Raw genomic sequence first — 22,363 nt, 5'->3', positions numbered from 1 at the left:
CTCCGCTTCAGGTCGGGCAGGCCTCGCCGAGAAGTCCCCGGTTCACATATACGATCTATCGCGAGGTCACCACGCCGACGCATCGAGAGAAAGGCACGCGATGGCACTCCGAAGCAGGACGCAGTTGCCCGAAGAGGTCGCCGCCTACGTGCGCGAGCTGATCATCTCCGGCAAGGCCAAGCCTGGCGAGTTCCTCCGGATGGAGCCGATCGCCGAAGCCGTCGGCGTGAGCATCACCCCGGTCCGCGAAGGTCTCCTCGCACTCAGCGGCGAGGGCTTCGTCGAGCTCGTGCCCCGGCGGGGGTTTGTCGTCACGAACTTCACACCCGAGGACGTCCGTGACATCTTCTGGGCGCAGGCGCAGTTCGCCGGGGAACTCGCCGCCCGAGCGGCGAAGCGGTCAACTCCGGCGGACCTCGACCGGCTCCGGGAGATCCAGCGCGAGTTGGACGCGGCCATCGAGGCAGGGGACGAGGCCCGCGTGGCCGAGCTAGGCCACGTCTTCCACCGTCAGGTCAACCGGCTCGCCGCCTCCCCGCGCCTCGCGCGGCTGCTGAAGCTCGTCGTCAGCCAGCTCCCGAACACCTTCTATGCAGCGATCGAAGGACACCTGGAGACCACGAGCCACGACCATGAGGAGCTGCTGCGGCACCTCCAGCGGTCCAATGGCACCAAGGCGCGCGCGGTCATGTCTGCGCACATCATGCACGGGGCGGACCGTCTCGTCGAGATGCTCAACTCCCGGGGGCTGTGGAGTGCCACGGAGGACGCTCGAGCCGGCTGACGCGTCGAGCGCCGGGTCGACCAAACGTTTCCGCCGGCGACATTGACGAGCTGAAACCTATCATATATTTTATGGGAAATAATTGACCAAGGGAGTTCGCATGGCTGCGAAGGACACCTTCGATTGCTTCTTCATCGACGGGCGCTGGGCCTCCCCCACGGGGACCGAGCAACTCGTGGTGACCAATCCCTTCACGACGCAGCCGATTACGACGGTTCCCGGTGGCCGGCCCGAGGACATGGACCGGGCCGTCGACGCCGCCCGGCAGGCCTTCGATCACGGAGCGTGGCCGCGGACGAGCCCGGAGGACCGGATCGCCGTCCTCCGACGCCTGAGCATTCTCATGGGGGAGCGCGTCGAGCAGATCGCTCAGCTCGTGACCGACGAGATGGGGTGCCCGATCACGTTGTCCAGGGGGTTCCAGTCCGCGGGTGCCAAGGCCGCTCTCGACGCCTTCCTCGAGCTCGCCCCCGACTACCCCTGGCGCAGCCTTCGTGAGGGGCCGACTGGCCGCGGGCTCGTCGTCCGCGAGCCCGTCGGAGTGGTTGCCGCGGTCATCCCGTGGAACGCACCGCTCCAGATCGCCCTCATGAAGGTCGCCCCGGCGCTCCTCAGCGGCAGCACCATCATCGTCAAGCCAGATCCCAAGACGCCGATGAATGCCTACCTGCTGGCGGAGCTTGTGGCCGAGGCCGGGCTTCCCGACGGTGTCTTCAACCTCGTTCCGGCAGATCGCGAGGCGAGCGAGTACCTCGTGACGCACCCGGGGGTGGACAAGGTCACCTTCACCGGATCCAGTGCCGCGGGTCGGCGTATCGCGGCGCTCTGCGGTCAGGACCTGCGTCGGCTCACGCTCGAGTTGGGCGGCAAGTCGGCGGCCATCCTGCTCGACGATGCCGACCTCGCGGCCGCAGCCGAGTCCCTGCGGATCGGCTCGTTCCGCAACACCGGCCAGGTCTGCAGCCTCAAGACCCGGATCGTCGTTCCCGCAGCTCGAGAGTCGGAGTTCCTCGACGCCTTGGTTGGAGTCGTGGAATCGATGCCGATCGGCGACCCTCGTGACCCCGAGACCCAGCTGGGGCCCCTCGTCAGTGAGGTGCAGCGCGAGCGGGTCGAGGGCTACATGGCGTCGGGTCGCGAGCAAGGAGCCCGCGTCATTGTCGGGGGCGGGCGGCCAAAAGGCCTGGACCAGGGCTACTTCGTTGAGCCGACGATCTTCGCCGGCGTGACCCCCGACATGCGAATCGCCCAAGAGGAGATCTTCGGCCCTGTCGTGTCGGTCCTCACCTACGAGGACGAGGACGAGGCGGTCGCGATCGCCAACGACTCGGCATACGGCCTCAATGGCTCGGTGTTCACTGCCGACCCGCAGCGCGGCCTCGAGATCGCCCGCCGAGTCCGCACCGGCACCGTCGAACTCAACGGTAGCCCGGCCGGCTTCTACGCCCCCTTCGGCGGCTTCAAGGCGAGCGGCATCGGCCGCGAGGCCGGACCCGAAGGTTTCGACGCCTACGTCGAGACCAAGTCGATCGGGCTGCCCCAAGGCTTCACCCCCATCCACTGAGCAACACCCCACCCCCTCACCATCACAACACCAAGGAGATTCCCATGGCTGGAGCACACCTCGAGACCCAGGCCCGCCTCGTCGTCTCTGGTGTCGGCGCTGACGGCAGGTCAACGATCGTCAGCGACGCCGACAGCACGGTCCGGGTCGCGACCCCGGGCTTCACCGTCTGCGAGCTCTGGCAGACCGACAGCCTGCCGACTCCGGTGCTCGCCGACTCGAGCCTCGGGACGGACCCGGTCATCGACCCTCCGGCGGCCGGCCTGGTCGTCCGGATCGCCTCCTTCCCCCCGGACGCCGAGTTCGACCCTCAGGCCTACGCCGAGTCGCTCGAGGCCTTCGGCCATGACGATGCGCACGGTGGTACCGAGGACACCCCTGATGCCGCGGCCGGTGGAGCCTGGCACGAGACCGACACCGTCGACGTCGTCACCGTCATCTCAGGAGAGGTCTATGCCGTCCTCGAGGACTCCGAGACGCTCCTCAAGCCGGGAGACACGATCGTGAACCGCGGGGTTAAGCACATCTGGAGCAACCGGACGAACGAGCCCTGTGTCATCATCGCGACGATGATGAAGGGGACACGCTGATGCGAGGCGTGGTCTTCCGCGGCAACCGGGAACTGGAGATCCTCGACTTCGAGGATCCCACTCCCGGACCGGACGACGTCGTCCTCGAGATCAAGGCATCGGGCCTCTGCGGCAGCGACCTGAAGTTCTATCGCGACCCGCCGGAGGAGGCCCTCAAGGCGCTGGGGTTCAAGGACTTCGCCTCGCGGGGCCTTACCGACATCCCCAAGATCGTCGCCGGACACGAGCCGTGCGGCGTCGTCGCAGCAGTCGGATCCAATGTCGACGCCTCGGCATTCGCCGTCGGCGACCGTGTCATGCAGTTCCACTACAAGGGCTGCGGCGTCTGCGATCCCTGCCGGACCGGGTGGACCCAGATGTGCGTCCGCGGGGCCACGATCTACGGCGCCACGGCCAACGGTGGCCACGCCAACCTGATGCTTGCGCCAGCGAGCACCCTCGTCCACCTCCCGGACGAGGTCTCCTTCTCGGCCGGAGCCGCCATCGCCTGCGGCACCGGGACGGCATACGGGGCCCTGCGCCGCGGCGGCGTCACTGCAGCCGACACCGTCGTGATCTCCGGCATGGGTCCCATCGGCCTGTCCGCCGTCCAGTTCGCGGTGGCGATGGGTGCGCGCACGATCGCCGTCGACATCTCCGACGAGAAGCTCGCGACAGCCCAGCGGTTCGGCGCCCACGAGGTCGTGAACTCTGGCACCACCGACCCGGTCGAAGCCATTCGGTCACTCACCGGTGGACGCGGAGCCACGGTCGCCATCGAGGCATCCGGGGCACCGGTGGCCCGGGTGAGCACCACCCGCGCGCTCGCCCGGTGGGGCCGCATCGTCCTGGTCGGCCTCGGAGGAGGGATCGAGCTCGACGTCTCCCCCGACATCGTCATCAAGCAGATCTCGATCCTGGGGTCGTACACGTTCTCCATCGTCGGGATGCGCGAGTGCGCCCAGTTCGTGGCCGACCACTCCATCGACGTGGACGCGCTCTTCACCGATCGGTGGAGAATCGACGACGCGGCCCAGGCGTATGTCGAGTTCGACAAGCAGACCCGCGGCAAGGCCGTCATTGAGTTCTGAGCGGGCGGCGGGCCTGACCCGCTGTCCTTGCCGGCCGACAACTCGACCAACCCCAGGAGCATGAGTTGACCACTGCCAACCCGATCGACACCGAGCAGTCGCTCGTCCTGGAGCAGCTCCTGCGCGCTCGTCACAGCTGCCGCGCGTACCGACCGGAACAGGTTCCGAGGGACGTGATCACACGGCTCCTGACCATCGCCCAGCGGTCAGCCTCGTGGTGCAACACCCAGCCGTGGCAGGCCATCATCACCGAGGGAAGGGCCACCGAGCGGTTCCGGACCGCCCTCGAGGATCACGTCCGCTCCACCGGCCCGAGCAATGCCTTCGACTACTCGGCTCCCGAGTCCTACGAGGGCATCTACCTCGAGCGGCGCCGGGAGGCCGGCTGGCAACTCTACGGTGCGGTGGGGATCGAGCGGGGGGATCGGACGGGGTCGGCCCGGCAGGCCATGGAGAACTTCCGCCTCTTCGGCGCGCCCCACGTCGCGATCATCACCAGTGACGCTCGTCAGGGCACCTACGGCGCGGTCGACGCAGGCGTCTACATCGGGACGTTCCTGCTCGCCGCTCAGGCTCTGGGCCTCGGCGCGATCGCGCAGGCGGCCATCGCAGGGCAGGCGCCTTTCGTCCGGGACCACTTCCAGATCCCCGAGGACCGCAAGGTCCTGGTCGGCATCTCGTTCGGCTACCCCGACACGGCACACCCGGCGAACAGCTACCGCACGAGCCGGGCGGCCATCGAGGACGTCGCGACCTTCGTCGACCGCTGACGACCTGCTGTCCTCGCCAAGGTCACCGGCGGGGCGAGTACGCGACGCCGCTCGCGATGATCCGATCGACCTCAGCGGCATCGAGGACCTCGGCGAGGATCGCCGCGGTGTCCGCGCCCACACGCGGTGTCGGCCGGTCACGTCGGGCCCGTTCGCCGTCGAAGGTCCACGGTGGCCGGACGAGGCCGAGGCCGTCCTGCTCGGGCTCCATCAGTTCGAGCCATCGGGTCTGCTCGTCCTCGATGAAGCCCGCGGCCCCGTGAACTGGAGCGAACGGCACGTCGAAGTCCGTGAGCACCCGCTCCCAGTCCTGTTGGTCCCGAAGGCGGAACTGCTCCGCCACGTAGGGAACGAGCTCGAAGTAGTTCTTGACGCGGTCGTCGTAGGTGACGAAGCGGGAGTCGTCGAGCAGATCGGGCCGGCCGATGGCCTTCATGAACTGGGCCCAGAACTTCTGCGAGGAGGACAGGTGGACCGCGATGAACTTCCCGTCGGAGCTCTCGACGCAGAAGTTCTGCGCCTGGGGGTGCCGACTCTGGCGAACCGGGTCCTCCCCGATGTCGTAGTACTGGGTCAGCTGGTCGGTTGTGAGGAGGGTGACCGCCTCCATGAGGGAGGTCTGGACGCGCGGGCCGTCGGCGTGATCGCCGCGCCCGATCAGGCCGGCCATGACTCCCATCGCGACGCAGACGCCGGAGATCATGTCGGAGAGGATGACGCCGGAGAGCTGGGCCTGGCCCCGGTCGCCGAGGAGGGAGTACAGCCCTCCGACGGCCTGGCCAATCGTGTCGTAGGCCGGACGCTGGGCCTTGGGGCCACCGGAGCCGAAGCCTGTGACCGACGTGTAGACCAAGCGTGGGTTGAGAAGCGCGCAGTCCTGTGCTCCCAGGCCCAGCCGGTCGAGGACTCCGGGGCGGAGGTTCTCCACGATGACGTCGGCAGAGGGCACGAGGGCGTGCACGACGCTCACCCCCTCGGGGGTCTTGAGGTCGACTGAGAGGCTTCGCTTACCGGCGTTGTACTGGCGGAAGTAGGGGCTGCGGTCATCGACGCCGCGGCGGAAGTCGTCGCCGACGACGGGCTTCTCGACCTTGATCACCTCCGCGCCCAGGGAACAGAGCAGGGAGGTCCCGAACGGACCGGCGATGTAGCCCCCGAACTCGAGGACGCGGATGCCGGCGAGGGGTTGGGAGGTCACGAGAGCCGCGCCGTCTCGCAGGTGGACGACACCGACGCCGGACTCCACTCCGTGCACAAGTTCTCCAGGTCGGCGCGCGCTGTCTCCGGTGCCGACGGAGTGCGCGAGGGTGTTCTGCTGAATCGTGGGGAGGGTGCCGGGTGCAGGACGCCGCCGATCTCCCGGAAGACGCCGCGATGGCGGTTGTGGGGATCCGAGGCCGCCTCATCGAAGGTGAGCACGGGAGTCACGCACGCATCGGTGCCGGCGAAGACGTCCGCCCATTCGTCCCGTGCCCGGGTCCCGAGGATCCCGGCGATCCGCCCGCGCAGCTCCGGCCACCGGGCGGTGTCCGACTGCGCCGGCCAGTCGGAGGTGTCGACACCTAGCCCGGCGAGGAACACGTCGTAGAAGTCGGCCTCGAGGGCGCCGACCGCAAGGAACTTGCCATCGGCGCAGCGGTAGGTGTCGTAAAAGGGAGCGCCCGAGTCAAGCCAGTTCGTCCCCGGCTCGTCGGAGAAGCTGCCGGCTGCTCGAAGTCCCTGCAGCTTGGAGGTGAGCAATGCGACGCCCTCGACCATCGCCGCGTCGACGACCTGGCCGCGCCCGGTCCGTTCGGCGTCGTAGAGGGCCGCGATGACTCCCATCGTCGCGACGGTCGCGCCGCCAGCGTAGTCACCGAGCAGGTTGATAGGGGGCCTCGGCACCTCGCCGGCCCGGGCCATGGTGTGCAGGGTGCCGGACTGGGCGACATAGTTGATGTCGTGTCCCGCCTGCCGGGCGAGCGGACCGTCTTGGCCGTAGCCGGTCAGCCGTGCGTACACCAGTCGTGGATTGCGCCCCAGCAGCTCGGACGGTCCGAGGCCCAAGCGCTCGGCGACACCGGGTCGGTACCCCTCGACGAACACGTCGGCCGCGTCGACGAGTCGCCGGAGCTCCTCGGTCGCCTCGGCGTCCTTGAGGTCGACCTCGACCGAACGGACACCCCGGTTGACCACGTCCTGCTCTTCCGTCATGCCCTCCGTCGCTCCGAGCGCGCGTGCAGCGGCGGATACGGGTCGAACGACTCGGACGACATCTGCACCGAGGTCTGCGAAAAGCATGCCGGTGAAGGGCACGGGCCCCATGCCAGCGAGCATGACGACCCGGACGCCGGTCAAGGGGCCGCTCATGAGAGCACCTCCGCGAGCTCGGCGCCGAGTCCGGCGCGGTGGTCGGGGTGCGCGACGGCGATCAAATCGCGGCGACGCTCGGAGAGCGTCTTGCCTCGCAGGTCTGCGATCCCCCACTCGGTGACGACGTAATCGACGTCGCTCTTGGTCGAGGTCACCGGACCGGAGAGGGACGCGACGATCCGGCTGTCGCCGTTGGGGTGGGTCGAGGCAAGCGCGAGGATGGCGGCTCCGGCCGGGGCCGTCCGGCTGGCCCGGAAGAAGTCTCCCTGCCCCCCGACGGCGCCGACATAGCGTCCGGCGACGACTTCGGCACCTAGGGAACCGTCAAGCGAGACCTCGATGGCGGAGTTCACCGAGATGTAGCGACTGCACGCGGCCAGTGCCTCGGGGGCGAGGAGCTCCGCGTGCGGCCGCAGTTCGACGAGGTCGGTCCGGCCGAGCAGATCGTAGAGCGCAGGTCCACCCAAGACCATGCCGGTTGCGGACGAGCCCGGGGTCGGGTCGAGCGCGCCAGCGTCGTGGAGCCCGATGAGCCAGTCACCGGCCAGTCCGGAGCGGACGCGCAGACCGCGACGTTCCTCGAGCTGGGCGCCAATGGCGTTCGCGAGCGCTCCGGCACCGAGTTGGATCGTCGCGTTGTCGGGAACGAGTCGGGCGACGTTGGCGGCCACAGCGAACTCGACGTCGTTGGCCGGCCTGGCCGGGTCAGTCGCGAGCGCTGCGGAGGTCGGGAAGGCCGCAGTCACCCGCTCTGCGGGGAGAGCGCGAGTGGCCCGCGTGATCGGCACGTTGTCGTTGACCTCGACGAGCACGACGCGTGCCCGCTCGGCGGCCACGGACACGTAGTCGACGGTCAGTCCTAGGGGGTAGGTGCCGCTGGCCTGATCGAGCGGACCGACCTGCAGGAGGACGACGTCAGGGCGCAGGACGTCCTCGCGGATGAGGCGGTCGACATGGTGCAGGTGCACGGGCAGCGGGTCGATGAGCCCGCGGGCCTCGACCTTGCGCAGGGCGCCATGGGCGGCATACGCCTTGATCCGGGGGCCGGTCTCGGTGGTGCCGTTCCACGCGGGGGTGAGGGAGTAGCCGCACACGACCGAGAGGTCCGCGATCTCCTGGGCCGCGGCGACCAGTGCCTCGACGAGCCGCGGAGGTTCGGCCGTGGCCTGACCGACGAATACCTGATCCCCCGCTCGCAAGAAGTGTCGGATGTCCAGCTCAGTCATGTTTTCCTCCGTCAGGGGCTACGCGGGCGGCGCCGCTGGCGATCAGGGACTCGATGTCGGCGTCGGTGTAGCCGACGTCTCGCAGAACATCGGCGGTATGCCGGCCACCGTCGGGCACGGCGGCGGGCGCGGCGAGCGGCGTCCGATCCAGACGGGGCGCCACCCCCGGGGCGAGGTGTCCGTCGAGCTCGAGATAGGCCGCCCTGGCCACGATCTGTGGGTGGTTGCGCGCCTCGTCGAAGGTCAGGACGGGAGACATGCACGAGTCCCCGCCGGCGAGCCGCTCGGCCCAGTCGTTGCGGCTGCGCGTGGCGATCCGCTCAGCGAAGATGGCGGTGAGCTCCGGCCATCGGGTCTTGTCCCACTGGGGTGGCAGCTCGGCGGGGTCGAGGTCCAGCGCCTGAAGCGCCTGGGCATAGAACTCGGGCTCGATCGCCCCGACGGCGAGGAAGCCCCCGTCCGCGCTGCGGTAGCAGCGGTAGAACGGCGCGCCCCCGTCGATCATGTTCGTGCCGCGCTGGTCCGACCAGTTCCCGCGGGCGCGTTCGCGAAGCAAAGTCGAGGCCATCCAACTCACGCCGTCGACCATCGCGGCGTCGACGACCTGGCCCGCGTTGGACCGCTCGCGCTCCTGGAGGGCGGCAAGGATCCCGACGAGGAGGAACATCGTCCCGCCGCCGAGGTCCGCCCCATAGTTCAGGGGCGGCGTGGGCGGTTGGTCCGCCGGGCCCATCGGGTAAAGGGCGCCGGTCACGGCAAGGTAGGTGATGTCGTGACCGGCGGCCAGGCGCAGCGGCCCGTCCTGGCCCCAACCGGTGAGTCGGCCGTAGACGAGGCGCGGGTTGCGCGCAAGCATCTCCTGCGGCCCAAGCCCGAGGCGTTCGAGAACTCCGGGGCGGTAACCCTCGATGAGGACGTCCGCGTCGTCGATGATGCGCTGGGCCGCAGCGAGACCTCCGGGTGACTTGAGGTCCAAGACGACGGAGCGCCGGCCCGAGCGGAGCAGATTATCGGAACGGTCGGCCGGGTTGCCCGGGCGGTCGAGCCGGATGACCTCAGCCCCCAGCGACACGAGGAGCATGCCGGCCATCGAGATCGGCGCGTGGCCAGCGAGCTCGACGACGGTGATCCCGTGCAGTGGTCCCTCGGCCGCGATGACGGGGGTGTCGGTCATGGTGCGCATCCGCTCAGTACGACCGCGGCAGCTTGAGCGCCTGTGACGAGATGTAGTTGAGCACCATCTCCTGCGAGAAGGGCGCATTGCGCAGCAGCCGCACCTCTCGCCACAGCCGCTCGATGTGGTACTCCTTCGCGTACGCGTATCCGCCATGGGTGGACATCGAGCGATCGCACGCCTCGAAGCCGGCCTCGGCCCCGAGGTACTTCGACGCCGCTGCCTCCAGGCCGCAGGGCAGCCCCTGGTCGAAGAGGTCTGCGGCGTTCATGCAGACCTGGTTGGCGGCCTCGAGCCGGATCCAGCTGTCCGCGAGCGGGTGAGCCACGGCTTGGTTTTGCCCGATGGGCCGGTCGAAGACGACCCGCTCCTTGGCATAGGTGCTGCCGAGCTGAAGCGCGAGGCGACCGATGCCGATGCCCTCGAGACCAACGACAATCCGCTCGGGGTTGAGTCCGTCGATGATGTAGGTGAAGCCCTTGCCGACCTCGCCAACGACGTCCTCGTCCGGGATGAAGAGGTCGTCGATGAACAGCTCGTTGGAGTCGATCGCGGCGCGGCCGAGCTTCTCGATCTCGCGGACCGTGATCTTCTCGCGGTCGAAGTCGGTGAAGAAGATCGTCATTCCGTCGAGGGGCCGCTTTTCGTCACGGGGTGACGTGCGTGCAAGCAGAAGGATGCGGTGCGCGTTCTGTGCATTCGTGATCCAGACCTTGCGGCCGTTGACCTTCCACCCACCCTCGACCTTCTCGGCCCGCGTGGTGATTCTGGACGTGTCCACACCGGCGTCGGGCTCGGTGATCCCGAAGCACATGAGGATCTCACCGGCCGCGAGCTTGGGCAGCCACTTGGCCTTCATCTCATCCGACCCGTACTTGATGACGGGCGCTGGCGGGAACACGTAGAAGTGGATCGCCGAGCCGCCGGACATACCGGCCCCGGAGGCTGCGACCTCCTGGAGCATGACGCCCGCCTCCGCGAGCCCGAGGCCAAGCCCTCCGTACTCCTCGGGGATGAGGGCACCGAGCCAGCCGGCGTCGCGGAAGGCGTGGACGAATTCCCACGGGTACTCGTGGTTCTTGTCCTTTTGGCGCCAGTACTCCAGGTCGAACTTTGCCGCCAGCTCGCGAGTGTGCTTGCGCACCTCGGCTAGGCTCTCACGCTCGATGCTCATCGTTGCTCTCCTTGCTCGGTCCTGATGTCGGGGGTGTGCTGGACAGGGATGTCCTCGAGCGGGGTGGCCGGGTCGAGAGACGACATGTCGCCGGCAGCGGTGCCGAGGTGGCGTGCCCGGATCGCGCGACGCATGATCTTGCCGTTCTTCGTCTTCGGCAGGGTCCGCACGACGATGAGTTCGGGGGCGAACGACTTGCCGACGTTGGTTAGGGCCGCGGCCGTGAGGGCGGCCGGGTCCGCGCTGGGGTCGTTGGTCGCGACGAAGGCAACGATCCGCTGGCCGCGGGCCTCATCCGGTATGCCGATCGCGGCGGCCTCGACGATGCGCGGGTCCTTGAGGATGCCGGCCTCGATCTCGGCCGGACCCACCCGACGGCCTGACACCTTGATCGTGTCGTCCGACCGGCCGTGGATCCGCCAGGCGCCAGTGTCGTCGACACTGGCCAGGTCGCCGTGGAGCCACACACCGTCCCAACGGCTCCAGTAGGTGTCGAGATAGCGCTCGCGGTCCTGCCAGAAGGCGTGGGTCATGCCAGGCACCATGTTGAGCAGAGTCAACTCGCCGACCTCGCCCATGACGGGGTGACCGTCCGGGTCCACGACTGCGGCGTCCATACCGATGACGGGACCGTTGAAGCTCGCGGCGCCGATCGGGAGGAAGGGGTAGCTCGTGAGGATGCCCCCGCCGACTTCGGTCCCGCCGCTGTAGTTGATGATCGGCCGGGTGCCCTGGCCCACCTCGTGGAAGAGCCAACTCCACGTCGGCTCGTCCCACGCCTCGCCGGTCGACGCGAAGGCGCGCAGGGAGTCCAGGCCGTCCGGGCGCTCTGGTCGTTCGGCCATGATCGCCCGGGCCGCGGTCGGTGCGATGCCCATGAGGGTGATCCGGTTGCGGTCGATGAGCTGCCACATCCGTGAGGCGTCAGGGTAGGTCGGCGTTCCTTCGATGAGGACCATCGTCGCGCCGAGCTGGAGGCACGACAGGATCATGAGCGGACCGACGAGCCAGCCCATGTCAGAGATCCAGCCGACGGTATCGTCCTCTTGGACGTCGAAGGTGTAGCCAAAGTCGAAGGCTGCCTTGAGCGACAGGCCGGCGTGCGAGTGAACGATGCCCTTGGGTCGTCCGGTTGTCCCCGAGGTGTAGACGATCGCGAGCGGGTCGTTCGGGTCCATCTCCTCCACGATTGCCTCGGGGAGGTTCGTCTCGAGGTCGTTCCAGTACACGTCGCGCCCAGCCCGCATCGTGACGGCCGTGCCGAGGCGGCGGACGACGATGACCGCGCGCACGGTGTCGGTCTGCTCGAGGGCATCGTCCAGGGTGGCCTTGAGCGGCACCGGCTTGCCACGGCGGGTCGTCGCGTCGGCGGTGATGACGGCGACCGCCTCGGAGTCGACGATCCGACTCGCGAGCGCGTCGACGCTGAATCCGGTGAAGGCGGGCACGAGGACAGCGCCGATCATGGCGCACGCGAGGAAGGCGACGGTGGCCTCAGTCGAGACGGGGACGAAGAGGACGACCCGGTCGCCTCGGCCGATGCCGAGATCAGTCAGAGCAGCCGCGACGGAGCGGACCTGCTCGTCGAGATCGCGGTAGGTGAGGACTTCCCGCGTGCCGTCGTCCCCTTCGTAAACAACCGCCTCCTTGTCCGCCAGTGGACCATTGCCGTAACGGAGAGCGCATAGGGTCGCGGCGTTGATCCCGCCATCGACAAACCAGCGCGGGAAGGGCTTGCCGTCGGTCTCGTCGATGACCCGGGTGAAGGGGCGCGTGAAGGTCACGTCGAGGTCATCGACGACGGCGCGCCAGAACCACTCGGGGTCGTCGATGGCTCGAGTGTGCAGGTCCTCGATCCGCTCGATGCCCCAGGTCTGCATCGCCCGGAGGAGACGGCTGCGTTGGCGAACTGCCGCGTCCGGCACCCAGACCGGTCCGGCCCCAGCTCCGAAGAGGTTCTGTCCTCGCATCGTCGGCCTCGGTTCTACGCAGGGCTGCCGGCGTCGGCAGGCCGCTTCATCATCAGGCCGGTTCGGTGGCACTCGCAGACGATCTCGTCACGCTGGCTAATCCCGAGGTGCTTGAAGAAGACGATGCCGGAGTCGGTGCGGCTCTTGGATTCCCGCTTGTCCTCGATGATCGTCTGGACGTGGATCGTGTCCCCGTGGAAGACCGGCTTGGGGAACTTGATATCGGTGAAGCCAAGGTTTCCGAGCGTTGTACCCAAGGTCGTCTCCGGCACGGTGACTCCACAGACGAGCCCGAGGATGAACAGGCTGTTGACGAGCCGTTGGCCGTAGATCGATTCCTTGCTGTACTCAGCGTCCAAGTGGAGCGGGGCGACGTTGAGAGTGAGGGTGCTGAACAGGACGTTGTCTGTCTCGGTGACCGTGCGTCGGGTGGGGTGGTCGATGACCTGGCCCACCTCGAACTCCTCGTAGTAGAGACCAGGCATCCGGGGACCAACCTTTCGGGAGTGGGGATTTCGCGCCTCAGGCGGACGCGAGCGCTCGGGCCTGCTCGAGGATCCCCTCGGCAGTGCGGACGTGGGCGAGGTCGATCATCTGGCCCTCGAAATCGATGGCGAAGTGGCCCTGGGCCTCGGCCTGCCGGAAGGCTTCGATCATCCGACGCGAGTACTCGACCGTCTCGAGCGAGGGCGTAAAGATCTCGTTTGCCGGCGCGATGTGTGAGGGGTGGATCAGCGCCAGACCGCGGTAGCCGAGCCGTCGCTGGTCGAGGGCGAAGCTTCTGAACCCATCGAGATCCTTGATGTCCTGCCAGACACCGCCGATCGGGTGGTGCAGGCCATTGGCCTTGGAAGCGAGGACGATCCGGCTGCGTAGGTACAGCGACTCCAACCCTTCGAGGGTGAACTCGAAACCGACCGAGCGGGCGACATCGGCGTTGGGGCCCGTCGCTCCCAGGAGCGCCGCGATCCGCGGACTCGCGGCGGCGATCTCCTCGCATGCGGCCATCGACTGCGGGGTCTCGTAGCTGATGATCAGCTCGACGGTGCCAGCTGTCACTCCGGCCTTGGCTTCGACGTGGCCGACGACGGCCTCGATCCCGACGACCTCTCGGGCGGTGAAGACCTTGGGCAGGAAGAGCCCGGCGAGACCCGGTGTCACCACCCCTTCGACGTCGGCACCAAAGAGTCCGCTGTCGACGCTGTTCGGGCGGACCCACAGGTCGGTTCGCGGATTCGTGGCCGCGATTCGCTCGATCGTCTCGCGGACAGTGATTCGAGCCGTCGCCTTCTCGGCCGGGGGGACGGAGTCTTCGAGGTCGAGGATGACAGCATCGGCGCCTGCGGCGATGGCCTTCTCGGCCCAGCCGACCTTGTGGCCGGAGACGAAAAGCATCGTGCGGTACGGCTTCATTGGCGTTCCTCTCGCTGTCGGTGACCTACGGTTGGAAAGATCATATATTATATGTAGAAGGAGTCAAGCCCTTGTCTGCCGCGAAACTCCATCGCCGGATCGGCGTCCGTGTGCTCCTCGCATCGTGGCCGCGCTGTCAGTCGGCGTCGAACCGGTCTGGAGCCAAGCCGCGCTCAGTCATGACCTAGCCTGTGCGCTCTTCTTGCGCCCCTTCTTGCGTCGAGGTCAACCAGGCGCCGTCAAGGCAGATGCGGAGCCAGGGGGCGTGCGCCGACCGAAGATGGGTGGAAATTGGCCATTCCCTGTTAAGGAAAGATCATATATGATCCATTATCTATCCGATTGACTCACGTCCGAGTTGACGGAACAGGCCCTTGGAAAGGAACGCAGGATGACCTCCAATCCCGCTGTGAGACCCACCCCGGCCGCTAGTGGCCTTGGGGTGGCCCTGCTCTGTATGGCGATCAACATGGTCGACGGATTTGACCTGTTGATCGTCGGCTTTGTCCTCCCGAACTTGGACCGCGATTTCGCTAGTACGCCGCAGAAGGGCTGGGTCGTCAGCTTGGGCCTGGTCGGCATGGCCGTGGGTGCCATCGGCCTCGCCCGATTCGCCGATCGATACGGGCGGCGTCTGATTGCCCTCGCCGGCGCCGCCACGACTGCCGTCGGACTGCTGCTCTCCGCATGGTCGCCAACGGTCGAGTTCATGATGGGTGCCCGATTCATCACGGGAATGGGCATCGGGATGATCAGCGTGGTGATTGTCGTCGCCGCTCAGGAGACGGCGGAGCCACGCCTGCGCAACTTGGCCACCGGACTTGTCATGATCGGCTATCCCCTGGGGAGCCTGTTGGCGGCCCTCAGCACCAATGCGATCACGTCCACCTTCGGCGCCAACTGGAAGGCGCTCTACCTCCTCGGTGCCGGACTCACGGTCCTTGCCTTCGTCGCCATGTTCGTGGGCCTTCCGGAGTCGGTGCAGAAGGCCGAGGCTGCCTTCGAGTCCGAGGCCCACATCAGCCATGAAGCGGCCGAGGCCAACCGGTCGATCTTGAGCAAGGCGTTGCTCGCCATCACCGTCCTCCTCTGTGTCGGGTACATGACCGTGGCTGGCGTGTTCAACTTCGCCGCGGGCCTGACCCCAGAGTTCGTGAAGACTGCCATGCTCGCGGGCTCCGACTCGAGCACGGACCCCGCGACGCTGGCCACAGCGACGGCGGCTGCCCGCTCAGCCGGCCAGAACATCGGTCTGTGGCTGAGTGCTGGGTGCCTCGTCGGCGCAATCTCGCTCGCCGTGGTCGGACTGGTCATGAGTGCGGTCCGCCTCACGTGGATCTACTGTGCGATCGCCGTGGCGTCCATGGTTGGTTTCGCCAACTCGTTCCCGCACGCCGGTGAGTCCCCCTCGACCGCGCTCGCAGTCTTCGCGGTTCTCCTGGGCATCGGCATCTTCGGCGCCATCTCCTCCTACAGCGCCCTCGTACCGATCTCCTACCCGCCGTACGCGCGCGCCAAGGGCTACGGAGCGATGCTTGGCTTCGGTCGCGCAGGAGCTGTCGCCGCCCCCCTCGTCTCGGCCTACCTCGTGAGCGAGATTGGCCCGCAGCGTCTGTACAACTACATCAACCTCCTCCTCGTCATCTCTCTCGCCTGCGCCGCGGGTGTGGTGCTCATGGCGCGCAGACGCGGACCAGCGGCACTGACCCTCTCCAGCTGACCGCGGGAGTCTCCACGGCGACCTCCCACGAAGCAGCCCCACCCACATGTGATGCCCCGGGCCGGTAAACCGGTCCGGGGCATCACGCCGAGGGTCGAGGTCAGTCTGTGGGTGGCGTCAGTGGCATCAACAGGGCCGTTTCGAGGTCTTGGACGTCCCGCATGGACAGCACATCGCGAATGAGCTGCTCGCCGACACCGGAGGGCAGGGGCATCGCGCTGTAGGGCACACACGCCCAGAACTTGTCGATGTAGTCCTGCCGATCCAGCGGCAAGTCGGGATGTCCCTTGACGTAGTTGTGTTCGGTGGTGATGCTGCGGCCGTCTCGAAGGCGTGTGGTCACCCTGGCTCCCCAGCTGGTCATGGTCGGGTCGACCGATGCGGAGATGCGGGTCATCAGCTCTCGCACGTCGCCTCGCTCGCGGGAGGTGGCCGAGTACGACTCGACGAACACGCGGCCGTCATGGGCAGCGACGGCCACTACGTAGGGAAGGCTGAACTGACACTGGGGAACGGTTCGTGGCTCCCACTTTTCGCTTACCGGTTCACAGACGGCCAGCCAGCCCGATTGGGAGATGTCGAGGTGGATCGATGCGATGTCGTCTGCCGAGAAGCCGTGCGTCGTCATCTGCTCGAGGATGCCGTCGATCGAGGAGTGCGAGAAGTAGCACGCGCTGTGCCGCTTCGTGGTGATCCGGGTGGCCTGCCACGTGGTGCCGAGATCCGCGGTCACGAACTCAGGTCGGGTGTCCCAACGGGCGGTTGTCAACAGCCCCGTGGGTCCGGCGAGCACCTCGCGAGGCCCGGTGATACCGCGCTGAGCGAGCTGGCAGGCCGTGATCGCTGCCTGACACACCAGGCCATGGTGCACCCGGACCATCAAGGTGGCGGGGGCGTAGATGGCCATGGTGTGCGGCTGGGTCATCGTCCGCGCGATACCCTGCGCGTCGAGAAGCTCCTCTCGGCTCAGGCCGAGCAGCGAACCCACGGCCGCGACCGCGCCGAGGATGTAGTGCCCACCGCAGTCCCCGGCCGGGATGGCCGAGCTGATGACGCCGTATGCCGCGCCGATCCGGACCAGCGTCTCCTGGCCGATGACGAAGGCAGTGAGGAACTGCTGCCCGGTCACTCTCGGAACCAAGCCGGTTGCGGCCAGCAGGGCGCTCAAGACGTACTCACTGATGTGCCCGGCCTCCTCGTGCAGATCCCCGCAGTCCATGGCACGCGGCATCGGCCCGAGCGCCAGGGCGGCTTCCGCAGCTGGGACCCGGCCCCCGTAAAACGGCAGGAGCGACTCGGGAGCCCCACCGCGAGCCTTGACGAGGTCGATGATTGCGGGGACCCCTTCCATAGCGGAGCCGCCGATGAGCACGGCCATGCTGTCCAGCAAGGTGTACTGGGCATGTTCTACGACGTCAGGCGGGAGATCGCCAAAGCGGGTCTCCACCGCGAAACGGCACAGTGCGCCCATCGGGTCTTCGGTCGGAGCGTCCATCGTCGTCATCTCCTGAGATCAATCGTGTGTGTCGTGGGATGCGAATCGCGGCGCGGGGGCGGCCGTGATTCCGTTGGGCCCGTCGACCAGGCTCTGTCGCGCCCGCAGTTGCGGGTGGTCGGCGGCCTCGGTGATGGTGAGGACGGGCGTGACGCAGGCATCTAGCTCCGCGAACACCCGTTCCCAGTAGGCCCGGGGGTGGGCGGCGAAGGTCCGGGCGAACGCCGCCCGCACCAGGGGCCAGCCGTCCGGATCCTCCTGATCCGGCAGCCCGGCGTCGCGCAGCCCCAGACCCGTGAGGAGGTTGGCATATAAGTGTGGCTCCATCGCGCCGACCGCGACGTGGCGCCCATCGCTGCACGAATAGACCGCATAGTAGGGGCGTCCGCCGTCGAGCAGGTTCTCGCCCCGTCGATCGCTCCACTCGCCGTGAGCCCGTAGTTCGAGGATGGCCTGCATCAGCGAACTGACAGCGTCGATGGTGGCGACATCGATCAGCTCGCCGCGTCCGGTGTGCTCGCGCTGCAGCAGGGCCGAGAGCACTCCGATAACGGTGTACGTTGCCGCACCGCCGTAGTTGCCGAGCAGGCTCAGCGGGGGCACCGGGGTGTCCGGCGTTCCGATGGCATGCAGGGCCCCGGTTGCGGCGATGAAGTTGATGTCGTGGCCCCCCGTTGCGGATAAGGGCCCGCTCTGGCCCCACCCGGTGACGCGGGCGTAGACCAGTCGTGGGTTCTGCGCGAAGCACTCCTCAGGCCCCAGGCCGAGCCGTTCCGCGACTCCGGGTCGGAAACCCTCCAGGAGCACATCGGCCGTCCGGATCATGCCAAGGACCCCGGACAGTTGGACGTGGTCCTTGAGGTCGGCGGCGACCACGCGCCGCCCCCGCAACAGGTGCGCGCTGCCCATCAGACTCGCGTGTTCGCCCGGCCGAACGACGCGAACAACCTCCGCGCCGAGGTCGGCGAGCTGCATTCCCGCATGCGGCACGGGTCCCAGCCCCTCGAGCTCGATGACCAGTATGCCGCTGAGCGGGCCGGTCACTGGGCCGGCCCTTCGAGCTGGGTCACGGCTCGCACGCGCAGCTCGGTGCGCAAGAGCTTGCCGAGGTCGTTTCGGGGGAGGCCGTCGGACACGACCTGGATGTGGCGCGGCACCTTGTAGCCGGCCAGTCTCTGCCGGCACTCGCGCCGAATGGCGTCGGCGTCGAGTCCCGTGACGCCAGCCTCGAGCACGACGAACGCATACACGATCTCCATCGAGCGCGGGTCGGGTACGCCCAGCACCGCCACCTCCCGCACCCCGGGGATTTGGGCGATGACATTCTCGACCTCGGCGGGCGAGACGCTGTTGCCGTCGGTCTTGATCACGTCCTTGATCCGGCCCATGTAGCGGACATAGCCGCCACGATCGATGACGCCGAGGTCGGCCGAGTGCAGCCAGCCACGTTCGTCGATGAGGGCGGCCGTCGCCTCCGGCTCCCCGTAGTAGCCGGACGTGACCGAGGTTCCGCGAATCAGGATCTCGCCCACCTCCCCGTGCTCCACGATCGAACCGGTGATCGGGTCCGCGATGATGATCTCCACACCGGGCAGGGGTGTGCCGATCGAGCCGAGCCGAACGTCGACTGGGTCGCCTGGGCTGGTCATCGTACTGACACCGCCGGACTCGGTCATCCCCCACCCGTTGTGATACTCCGGGACGCCCAGCTGCTCGTAGATCGCCCTGGCCATGTCGGGGGTGAGGATCCCCACTCCGGTCCGCAGTGAGCTGAGGTCGTAGTCGCCCCGGTCGTTCGCCTCGATGAGGTCTTGGAAGAGGGAGCCGACCCCATACATCGAAGTGCAGCGCTCTCGCTCGATGAGCTCTAGGCATCCCGTCGCAGTGAATCGGTCCAGGAGAACGAAGGTGCCCAGATGGCTCAGGATCGCGACGAGACCATGTGCACAGCTGAACGCCGAGGGGAGCGGTAGGACGAAAAGCATCCGATCCAGCGGTGTCAGGCGTTGCCGCTCGCCGCTCGCAAAGTTGTTGGCGACGATATTCCGGTGGGTCAGGGCCACGCCCTTGGAGGCGGACGTGGTCCCGGAGGTGAAGAGCAGGAGGAAGAGGTCATCGACCGACGCCTCGGTTCCAGCCATCTCCGGGCTGTCGGTGGTTGCGTTGTCGCCGAGGCGCTGGACCATTGCGTACGTGCGGGCGCTGCTCGGGCACTGCGCGCCGAGCACGATCACTTCACGCAAGGCCGGGAGCGCGGGGCTGGCCAGGGCGCCGGGTGGGCCGTCGTCCACCTCCGGGACCATCGAGCGCAGGACGTCGAGGTAGTCGTGCTGCCCGTACCTATCCTGGACCACGAGCGCCTTCGACCCGGTCGTGCGCAGGATGTGGCCGCACTCCGACGCCGTGTAGCGCGGGTTGAGCGTGACCAGGACCCCGCCGATCTTCGCCACGGCGAAGTAGGTCACCAACCACTCCGTGCGGTTCACCATCCACAGCGCGATGCGGTCTCCGCGGCCCACGCCGATCTCGCGCAGTCCCGCAGCGAGCCGGTGGACCTCGTGGGCCAGCTCCCGGTAGGTGAGCCGGTCCTGACCGCTGACGACGGCCTCGCCCTCAGGGCGTTCTCGGACGGCGCGTTCGAAGAGATCCCAGACGGTCATATCGGCCCAGATCGGCACCTCCGCCGGTGTGGACCCGTGGCCTGTGGTCGTGGTCCGCGGATCAGAGGATCGGACCGCGGAGGTTGGGCGAGAAGCGGTGACCTCCGCCCGGACGCGCTCGGTGTCCTCGCCGAGCTGCGGCACGCGAGGCGCCTCGGCACCCGTCCAGTCGCCACCGACCAGGGGGGCCCGCAGGGCGGGAACCGTCGCCCCCGCGACGGTGGCCTGCGTCCACCGATGCCGGTCGACGAGCTGCGGATGGTCCGGCAGTTCGAGGGTTTGGTTGAGCCGACCATGACCCAGCTTGGACGTGTCGGCCTTCTGTTGCAGCTCGTCGAGGGCGTGCCGGGCGGTCCACTCGCCGATGTGCGCGTCGAGTTCGGCGCGATGCCGGATACGTGCGTTGTTGGTTGCGAACCGAACGTCGCTCGCAAAATCCGGATCCTCCATGAGGTCCTCCGCGAGGCGCCGCCACTCCCGGTCGGACGTCGCTCCGAGGACGATGGAGTGGCCGTCGCGTGTGGGGTAGACCCCATAGGGGGCCAGTAGGGGCGTGCCCAAGGGGACCGGCTCGGGCTGGCGACCTGTGTGGATGACCTGGTTCAACGCGAAGCCGCTCATCTCGGTGGCCACGTCGAACATCGCGATGGGGATGTAGGCGCCTCGGCCCGTCCGTGTCCTCGCGAAGAGCGCCGTCCCGACGGCCGCGAGGTTGTAGAGGGCAGCGCCGATGTCGACGGCGGGAACGCCGGGTTTGACCGGGAACCCGGGTGCGCCCGTCAGGGAGCAGATCCCGCTCTCCGCCTGGACGATCAGGTCATAGGCGCGCCGCTCGGAGAGGGGACCACCGGCGCCGAAACCCGAGATGTCGACCACGATGAGCGAGGGGTAGCGGTTGGTGAGCTCGCGCGGTTCGAAGCCGAGCCGACCCAGGGCTCCGGGCGCCATATTCGTGACGAAGACGTCGGCGTGCTCGAGCAACCGCTCGAGCACGACCCGGTCCTCGTCGAGCCTGAGGTCCAGGGCCACGGACTCCTTGCCGCGGTTCAGCCAAACGAAGTGGGCGGACATCCCGTGGACCGACTCGTCGTAGTAGCGGGTGGCGTCTCCCGCCGGTGACTCGACTTTGATGACACGTGCGCCCAGCTCCGCGAGATGACGCGTGGCGAGCGGACCGGAGATCGCCTGCTCGATGGAGACGACGAGCACGCCGGCCAGCGGTGCCGACGTATCCTCCACGGCCCTGGTCACGAGAACCTCGGGTCCCGCTTCTCGCGGAAGGACGCGACGCCCTCGATGACGTCGGCCTCACCGAAGTTGTAGAACTCCAGCCCGAGAGAGGCTTCGAAGATCGACCAGTTCTGGCGGTACCAGTTGTTCAGTGCATGCTTGGTCGCCCGGATGCCCCTTTGCGACCCACGGGCCAGGCGTTCGGCGATCTCTCGTGCGGTCGACTGGACGAGATCGTCGTCGACGCACTTGGACACCATGCCGATCCGTTCTGCTTCCTTGCCCCGGATGGGCTCGTTGAGCAAGAGGTGGTACTTCGCGTGCGCCATCGACATGAGGAGGGGCCATACCAGGGCGGCGTGGTCGCCAGAGGCGACGCCGAGCCGCGGGTGACCGTCGACGATCGTCGCTCCCCGTCCCGCGATCGTGATGTCGGCGCAGGCGGCCGTGACGAGCCCGGCTCCGGCGGCCGGACCGTTGATCGCCGCGACGATCGGGACCGGGCAGTCGATGATGTTGCGGACGAGTTCGCGGGTCTCGCGCAGGACGCGCGTGCGCACCTCGACGCTGGCGATCATCGCGTCGACCAGGTCGAAGCTGCCCCCGGAGGAGAACGCCTTCTCCCCTTCGCCCCGGACGATGACCGCTCGCGCGCGGTCGTCACGGGCGATGTCCACCCAGACGTCGACCAACTCCCGATGGGCCTCGGCAGTGACCGCATGGAGTCCCGGACCGAAGAATGAGACTGTGACCACTCCCTGCGCGTCCGGGCCCTCGACCCGGATCGCGGCGTACCTTTCGTACCCGGTCATCTTTGACTCCTCTACCGCTTTCAGTGCGCAGTTCCAAACATTATATATTATCAACTAAGCCTGGGGAAGTGGCGCATCCGTCACTACTCCGCCTCAGGCAGGATGCCCCGTGTCTTATGGGGACCCTTGGGCCTCGCCCAACCGCGACCACGTGGCCCAACTGGGCCGGAATGGAGCGGGTGGCGATCCCCCCCGAGTGTCGACCGTTATCCTTGCTTCGCGTGCAGCAATCGGGGTGCGGGTGACGTCGGAGCGGCTTTGCAAGCAGGGGGTTACGGGTTCGAGTCCCGTTGGCTCCACCACGTTTGTGCAGGTCACAGCTGCTGTTTCCAGCGTGACTTCTCGCCCGTGACGTCGGG

General features: G+C 67.7%; 18 protein-coding genes. 6 read left to right on the top strand and 12 right to left on the bottom strand.

Annotation, left to right across the window (positions count from 1 at the left end):
• Window positions 1-124: 124 nt before the first annotated feature.
• The 5 genes from V9G19_RS02795 (at window position 125) to V9G19_RS02775 (ending at window position 4,778) form a co-directional block, all read left to right on the top strand.
• A complete protein-coding gene (locus V9G19_RS02795; RefSeq protein WP_462283978.1) occupies window positions 125-784 on the top strand; it encodes a GntR family transcriptional regulator in 660 nt (219 codons plus the stop codon).
• Between the two features lie 100 nt (window positions 785-884).
• Window positions 885-2,348 (top strand): aldehyde dehydrogenase, encoded by a 1,464-nt coding sequence (locus V9G19_RS02790; RefSeq protein WP_462283977.1) that lies wholly within the window; start codon window positions 885-887, stop codon window positions 2,346-2,348.
• A 44-nt stretch (window positions 2,349-2,392) separates the two neighbouring features.
• Window positions 2,393-2,938: a cupin domain-containing protein gene (locus V9G19_RS02785; protein WP_462283976.1), complete on the top strand. Its 546-nt coding sequence runs from the start codon at window positions 2,393-2,395 to the stop codon at window positions 2,936-2,938.
• Complete coding sequence (locus V9G19_RS02780) at window positions 2,938-4,008, top strand: zinc-dependent alcohol dehydrogenase family protein (protein WP_462283975.1); 1,071 nt, start codon at window positions 2,938-2,940, stop codon at window positions 4,006-4,008. Before V9G19_RS02785 ends, V9G19_RS02780 begins: the two co-directional genes overlap by 1 nt.
• A 65-nt stretch (window positions 4,009-4,073) precedes the next feature.
• Window positions 4,074-4,778 (top strand): nitroreductase, encoded by a 705-nt coding sequence (locus V9G19_RS02775; RefSeq protein ID WP_462283974.1) that lies wholly within the window; start codon window positions 4,074-4,076, stop codon window positions 4,776-4,778.
• Window positions 4,779-4,800: 22 nt separating this feature from the next.
• Here the strand turns inward: V9G19_RS02775 and V9G19_RS02770 are convergent, their stop codons facing one another.
• The 8 genes from V9G19_RS02770 to V9G19_RS02735 all read right to left on the bottom strand — a co-directional run bounded on the left by V9G19_RS02770 (window position 4,801) and on the right by V9G19_RS02735 (window position 14,087).
• On the bottom strand, window positions 4,801-5,976 hold the full coding sequence (locus tag V9G19_RS02770; protein ID WP_462283973.1) for a CaiB/BaiF CoA transferase family protein: 1,176 nt from the start codon (window positions 5,974-5,976) through the stop codon (window positions 4,801-4,803).
• The gene (locus V9G19_RS02765) at window positions 5,973-7,127 is read right to left on the bottom strand and encodes a CaiB/BaiF CoA transferase family protein (protein WP_462283972.1); all 1,155 of its coding nucleotides are present in this window, start codon (window positions 7,125-7,127) and stop codon (window positions 5,973-5,975) included. Before V9G19_RS02765 ends, V9G19_RS02770 begins: the two co-directional genes overlap by 4 nt.
• On the bottom strand, window positions 7,124-8,356 hold the full coding sequence (locus tag V9G19_RS02760; RefSeq protein WP_462283971.1) for an acetyl-CoA hydrolase/transferase family protein: 1,233 nt from the start codon (window positions 8,354-8,356) through the stop codon (window positions 7,124-7,126). Before V9G19_RS02760 ends, V9G19_RS02765 begins: the two co-directional genes overlap by 4 nt.
• Complete coding sequence (locus V9G19_RS02755) at window positions 8,349-9,530, bottom strand: CaiB/BaiF CoA transferase family protein (RefSeq protein WP_462283970.1); 1,182 nt, start codon at window positions 9,528-9,530, stop codon at window positions 8,349-8,351. The genes V9G19_RS02760 and V9G19_RS02755 overlap by 8 nt, the downstream gene beginning before the upstream one ends.
• A 13-nt stretch (window positions 9,531-9,543) precedes the next feature.
• Window positions 9,544-10,704 (bottom strand): acyl-CoA dehydrogenase family protein, encoded by a 1,161-nt coding sequence (locus tag V9G19_RS02750; protein ID WP_462283969.1) that lies wholly within the window; start codon window positions 10,702-10,704, stop codon window positions 9,544-9,546.
• Window positions 10,701-12,584 (bottom strand): AMP-binding protein, encoded by a 1,884-nt coding sequence (locus V9G19_RS02745; protein WP_462283968.1) that lies wholly within the window; start codon window positions 12,582-12,584, stop codon window positions 10,701-10,703. The genes V9G19_RS02750 and V9G19_RS02745 overlap by 4 nt, the downstream gene beginning before the upstream one ends.
• 104 nt (window positions 12,585-12,688) lie before the next feature.
• Window positions 12,689-13,159, bottom strand: a complete 471-nt coding sequence (locus V9G19_RS02740) for a MaoC family dehydratase (protein ID WP_462283967.1) — start codon at window positions 13,157-13,159, stop codon at window positions 12,689-12,691.
• Between the two features lie 37 nt (window positions 13,160-13,196).
• Window positions 13,197-14,087, bottom strand: a complete 891-nt coding sequence (locus tag V9G19_RS02735; protein ID WP_462283966.1) for an HpcH/HpaI aldolase/citrate lyase family protein — start codon at window positions 14,085-14,087, stop codon at window positions 13,197-13,199.
• A 409-nt stretch (window positions 14,088-14,496) separates the two neighbouring features.
• Here V9G19_RS02735 and V9G19_RS02730 point away from each other — a divergent pair, with 409 nt between their 5' ends.
• A complete protein-coding gene (locus tag V9G19_RS02730; RefSeq protein WP_462283965.1) occupies window positions 14,497-15,807 on the top strand; it encodes an MFS transporter in 1,311 nt (436 codons plus the stop codon).
• Window positions 15,808-15,907: 100 nt separating this feature from the next.
• Here the strand turns inward: V9G19_RS02730 and V9G19_RS02725 are convergent, their stop codons facing one another.
• Genes V9G19_RS02725 through V9G19_RS02710 form a run of 4 tightly spaced genes read right to left on the bottom strand, consistent with a single transcriptional unit; the run spans window position 15,908 to window position 22,004 of the window.
• Entirely contained in the window at window positions 15,908-17,302 is a 1,395-nt protein-coding gene (locus tag V9G19_RS02725) for an MmgE/PrpD family protein (RefSeq protein WP_462283964.1), read from the bottom strand.
• An 18-nt stretch (window positions 17,303-17,320) separates the two neighbouring features.
• Window positions 17,321-18,346: a CaiB/BaiF CoA transferase family protein gene (locus V9G19_RS02720; RefSeq protein ID WP_462283963.1), complete on the bottom strand. Its 1,026-nt coding sequence runs from the start codon at window positions 18,344-18,346 to the stop codon at window positions 17,321-17,323.
• Window positions 18,343-21,213, bottom strand: coding sequence for a CoA transferase (locus V9G19_RS02715; protein WP_462283962.1), 2,871 nt, complete (start codon window positions 21,211-21,213; stop codon window positions 18,343-18,345). Before V9G19_RS02715 ends, V9G19_RS02720 begins: the two co-directional genes overlap by 4 nt.
• Entirely contained in the window at window positions 21,210-22,004 is a 795-nt protein-coding gene (locus V9G19_RS02710) for an enoyl-CoA hydratase/isomerase family protein (protein ID WP_462283961.1), read from the bottom strand. Before V9G19_RS02710 ends, V9G19_RS02715 begins: the two co-directional genes overlap by 4 nt.
• Window positions 22,005-22,363: the final 359 nt, after the last annotated feature.

The organism is Nostocoides sp. (assembly GCF_037045025.1).
Lineage (GTDB): Bacteria > Actinomycetota > Actinomycetes > Actinomycetales > Dermatophilaceae > Nostocoides_A.
This window is presented reverse-complemented; position numbering and strand designations above follow the sequence as displayed.

Excerpts from the sequence above, each read along its gene's own strand:
- V9G19_RS02735 (WP_462283966.1), bottom strand. The coding sequence starts at position 14,087 with ATGAAGCCGTACCGCACGATGCTTTTCGTCTCCGGCCACAAGGTCGGC.
- V9G19_RS02710 (WP_462283961.1), bottom strand. The coding sequence starts at position 22,004 with ATGACCGGGTACGAAAGGTACGCCGCGATCCGGGTCGAGGGCCCGGAC.
- V9G19_RS02755 (WP_462283970.1), bottom strand. The coding sequence starts at position 9,530 with ATGACCGACACCCCCGTCATCGCGGCCGAGGGACCACTGCACGGGATC.
- V9G19_RS02725 (WP_462283964.1), bottom strand. The coding sequence starts at position 17,302 with ATGGACGCTCCGACCGAAGACCCGATGGGCGCACTGTGCCGTTTCGCG.
- V9G19_RS02740 (WP_462283967.1), bottom strand. The coding sequence starts at position 13,159 with ATGCCTGGTCTCTACTACGAGGAGTTCGAGGTGGGCCAGGTCATCGAC.
- V9G19_RS02745 (WP_462283968.1), bottom strand. The coding sequence starts at position 12,584 with ATGCAGACCTGGGGCATCGAGCGGATCGAGGACCTGCACACTCGAGCC.
- V9G19_RS02790 (WP_462283977.1), top strand. The coding sequence starts at position 885 with ATGGCTGCGAAGGACACCTTCGATTGCTTCTTCATCGACGGGCGCTGG.
- V9G19_RS02765 (WP_462283972.1), bottom strand. The coding sequence starts at position 7,127 with ATGAGCGGCCCCTTGACCGGCGTCCGGGTCGTCATGCTCGCTGGCATG.
- V9G19_RS02780 (WP_462283975.1), top strand. The coding sequence starts at position 2,938 with ATGCGAGGCGTGGTCTTCCGCGGCAACCGGGAACTGGAGATCCTCGAC.
- V9G19_RS02760 (WP_462283971.1), bottom strand. The coding sequence starts at position 8,356 with ATGACTGAGCTGGACATCCGACACTTCTTGCGAGCGGGGGATCAGGTA.
- V9G19_RS02785 (WP_462283976.1), top strand. The coding sequence starts at position 2,393 with ATGGCTGGAGCACACCTCGAGACCCAGGCCCGCCTCGTCGTCTCTGGT.
- V9G19_RS02750 (WP_462283969.1), bottom strand. The coding sequence starts at position 10,704 with ATGAGCATCGAGCGTGAGAGCCTAGCCGAGGTGCGCAAGCACACTCGC.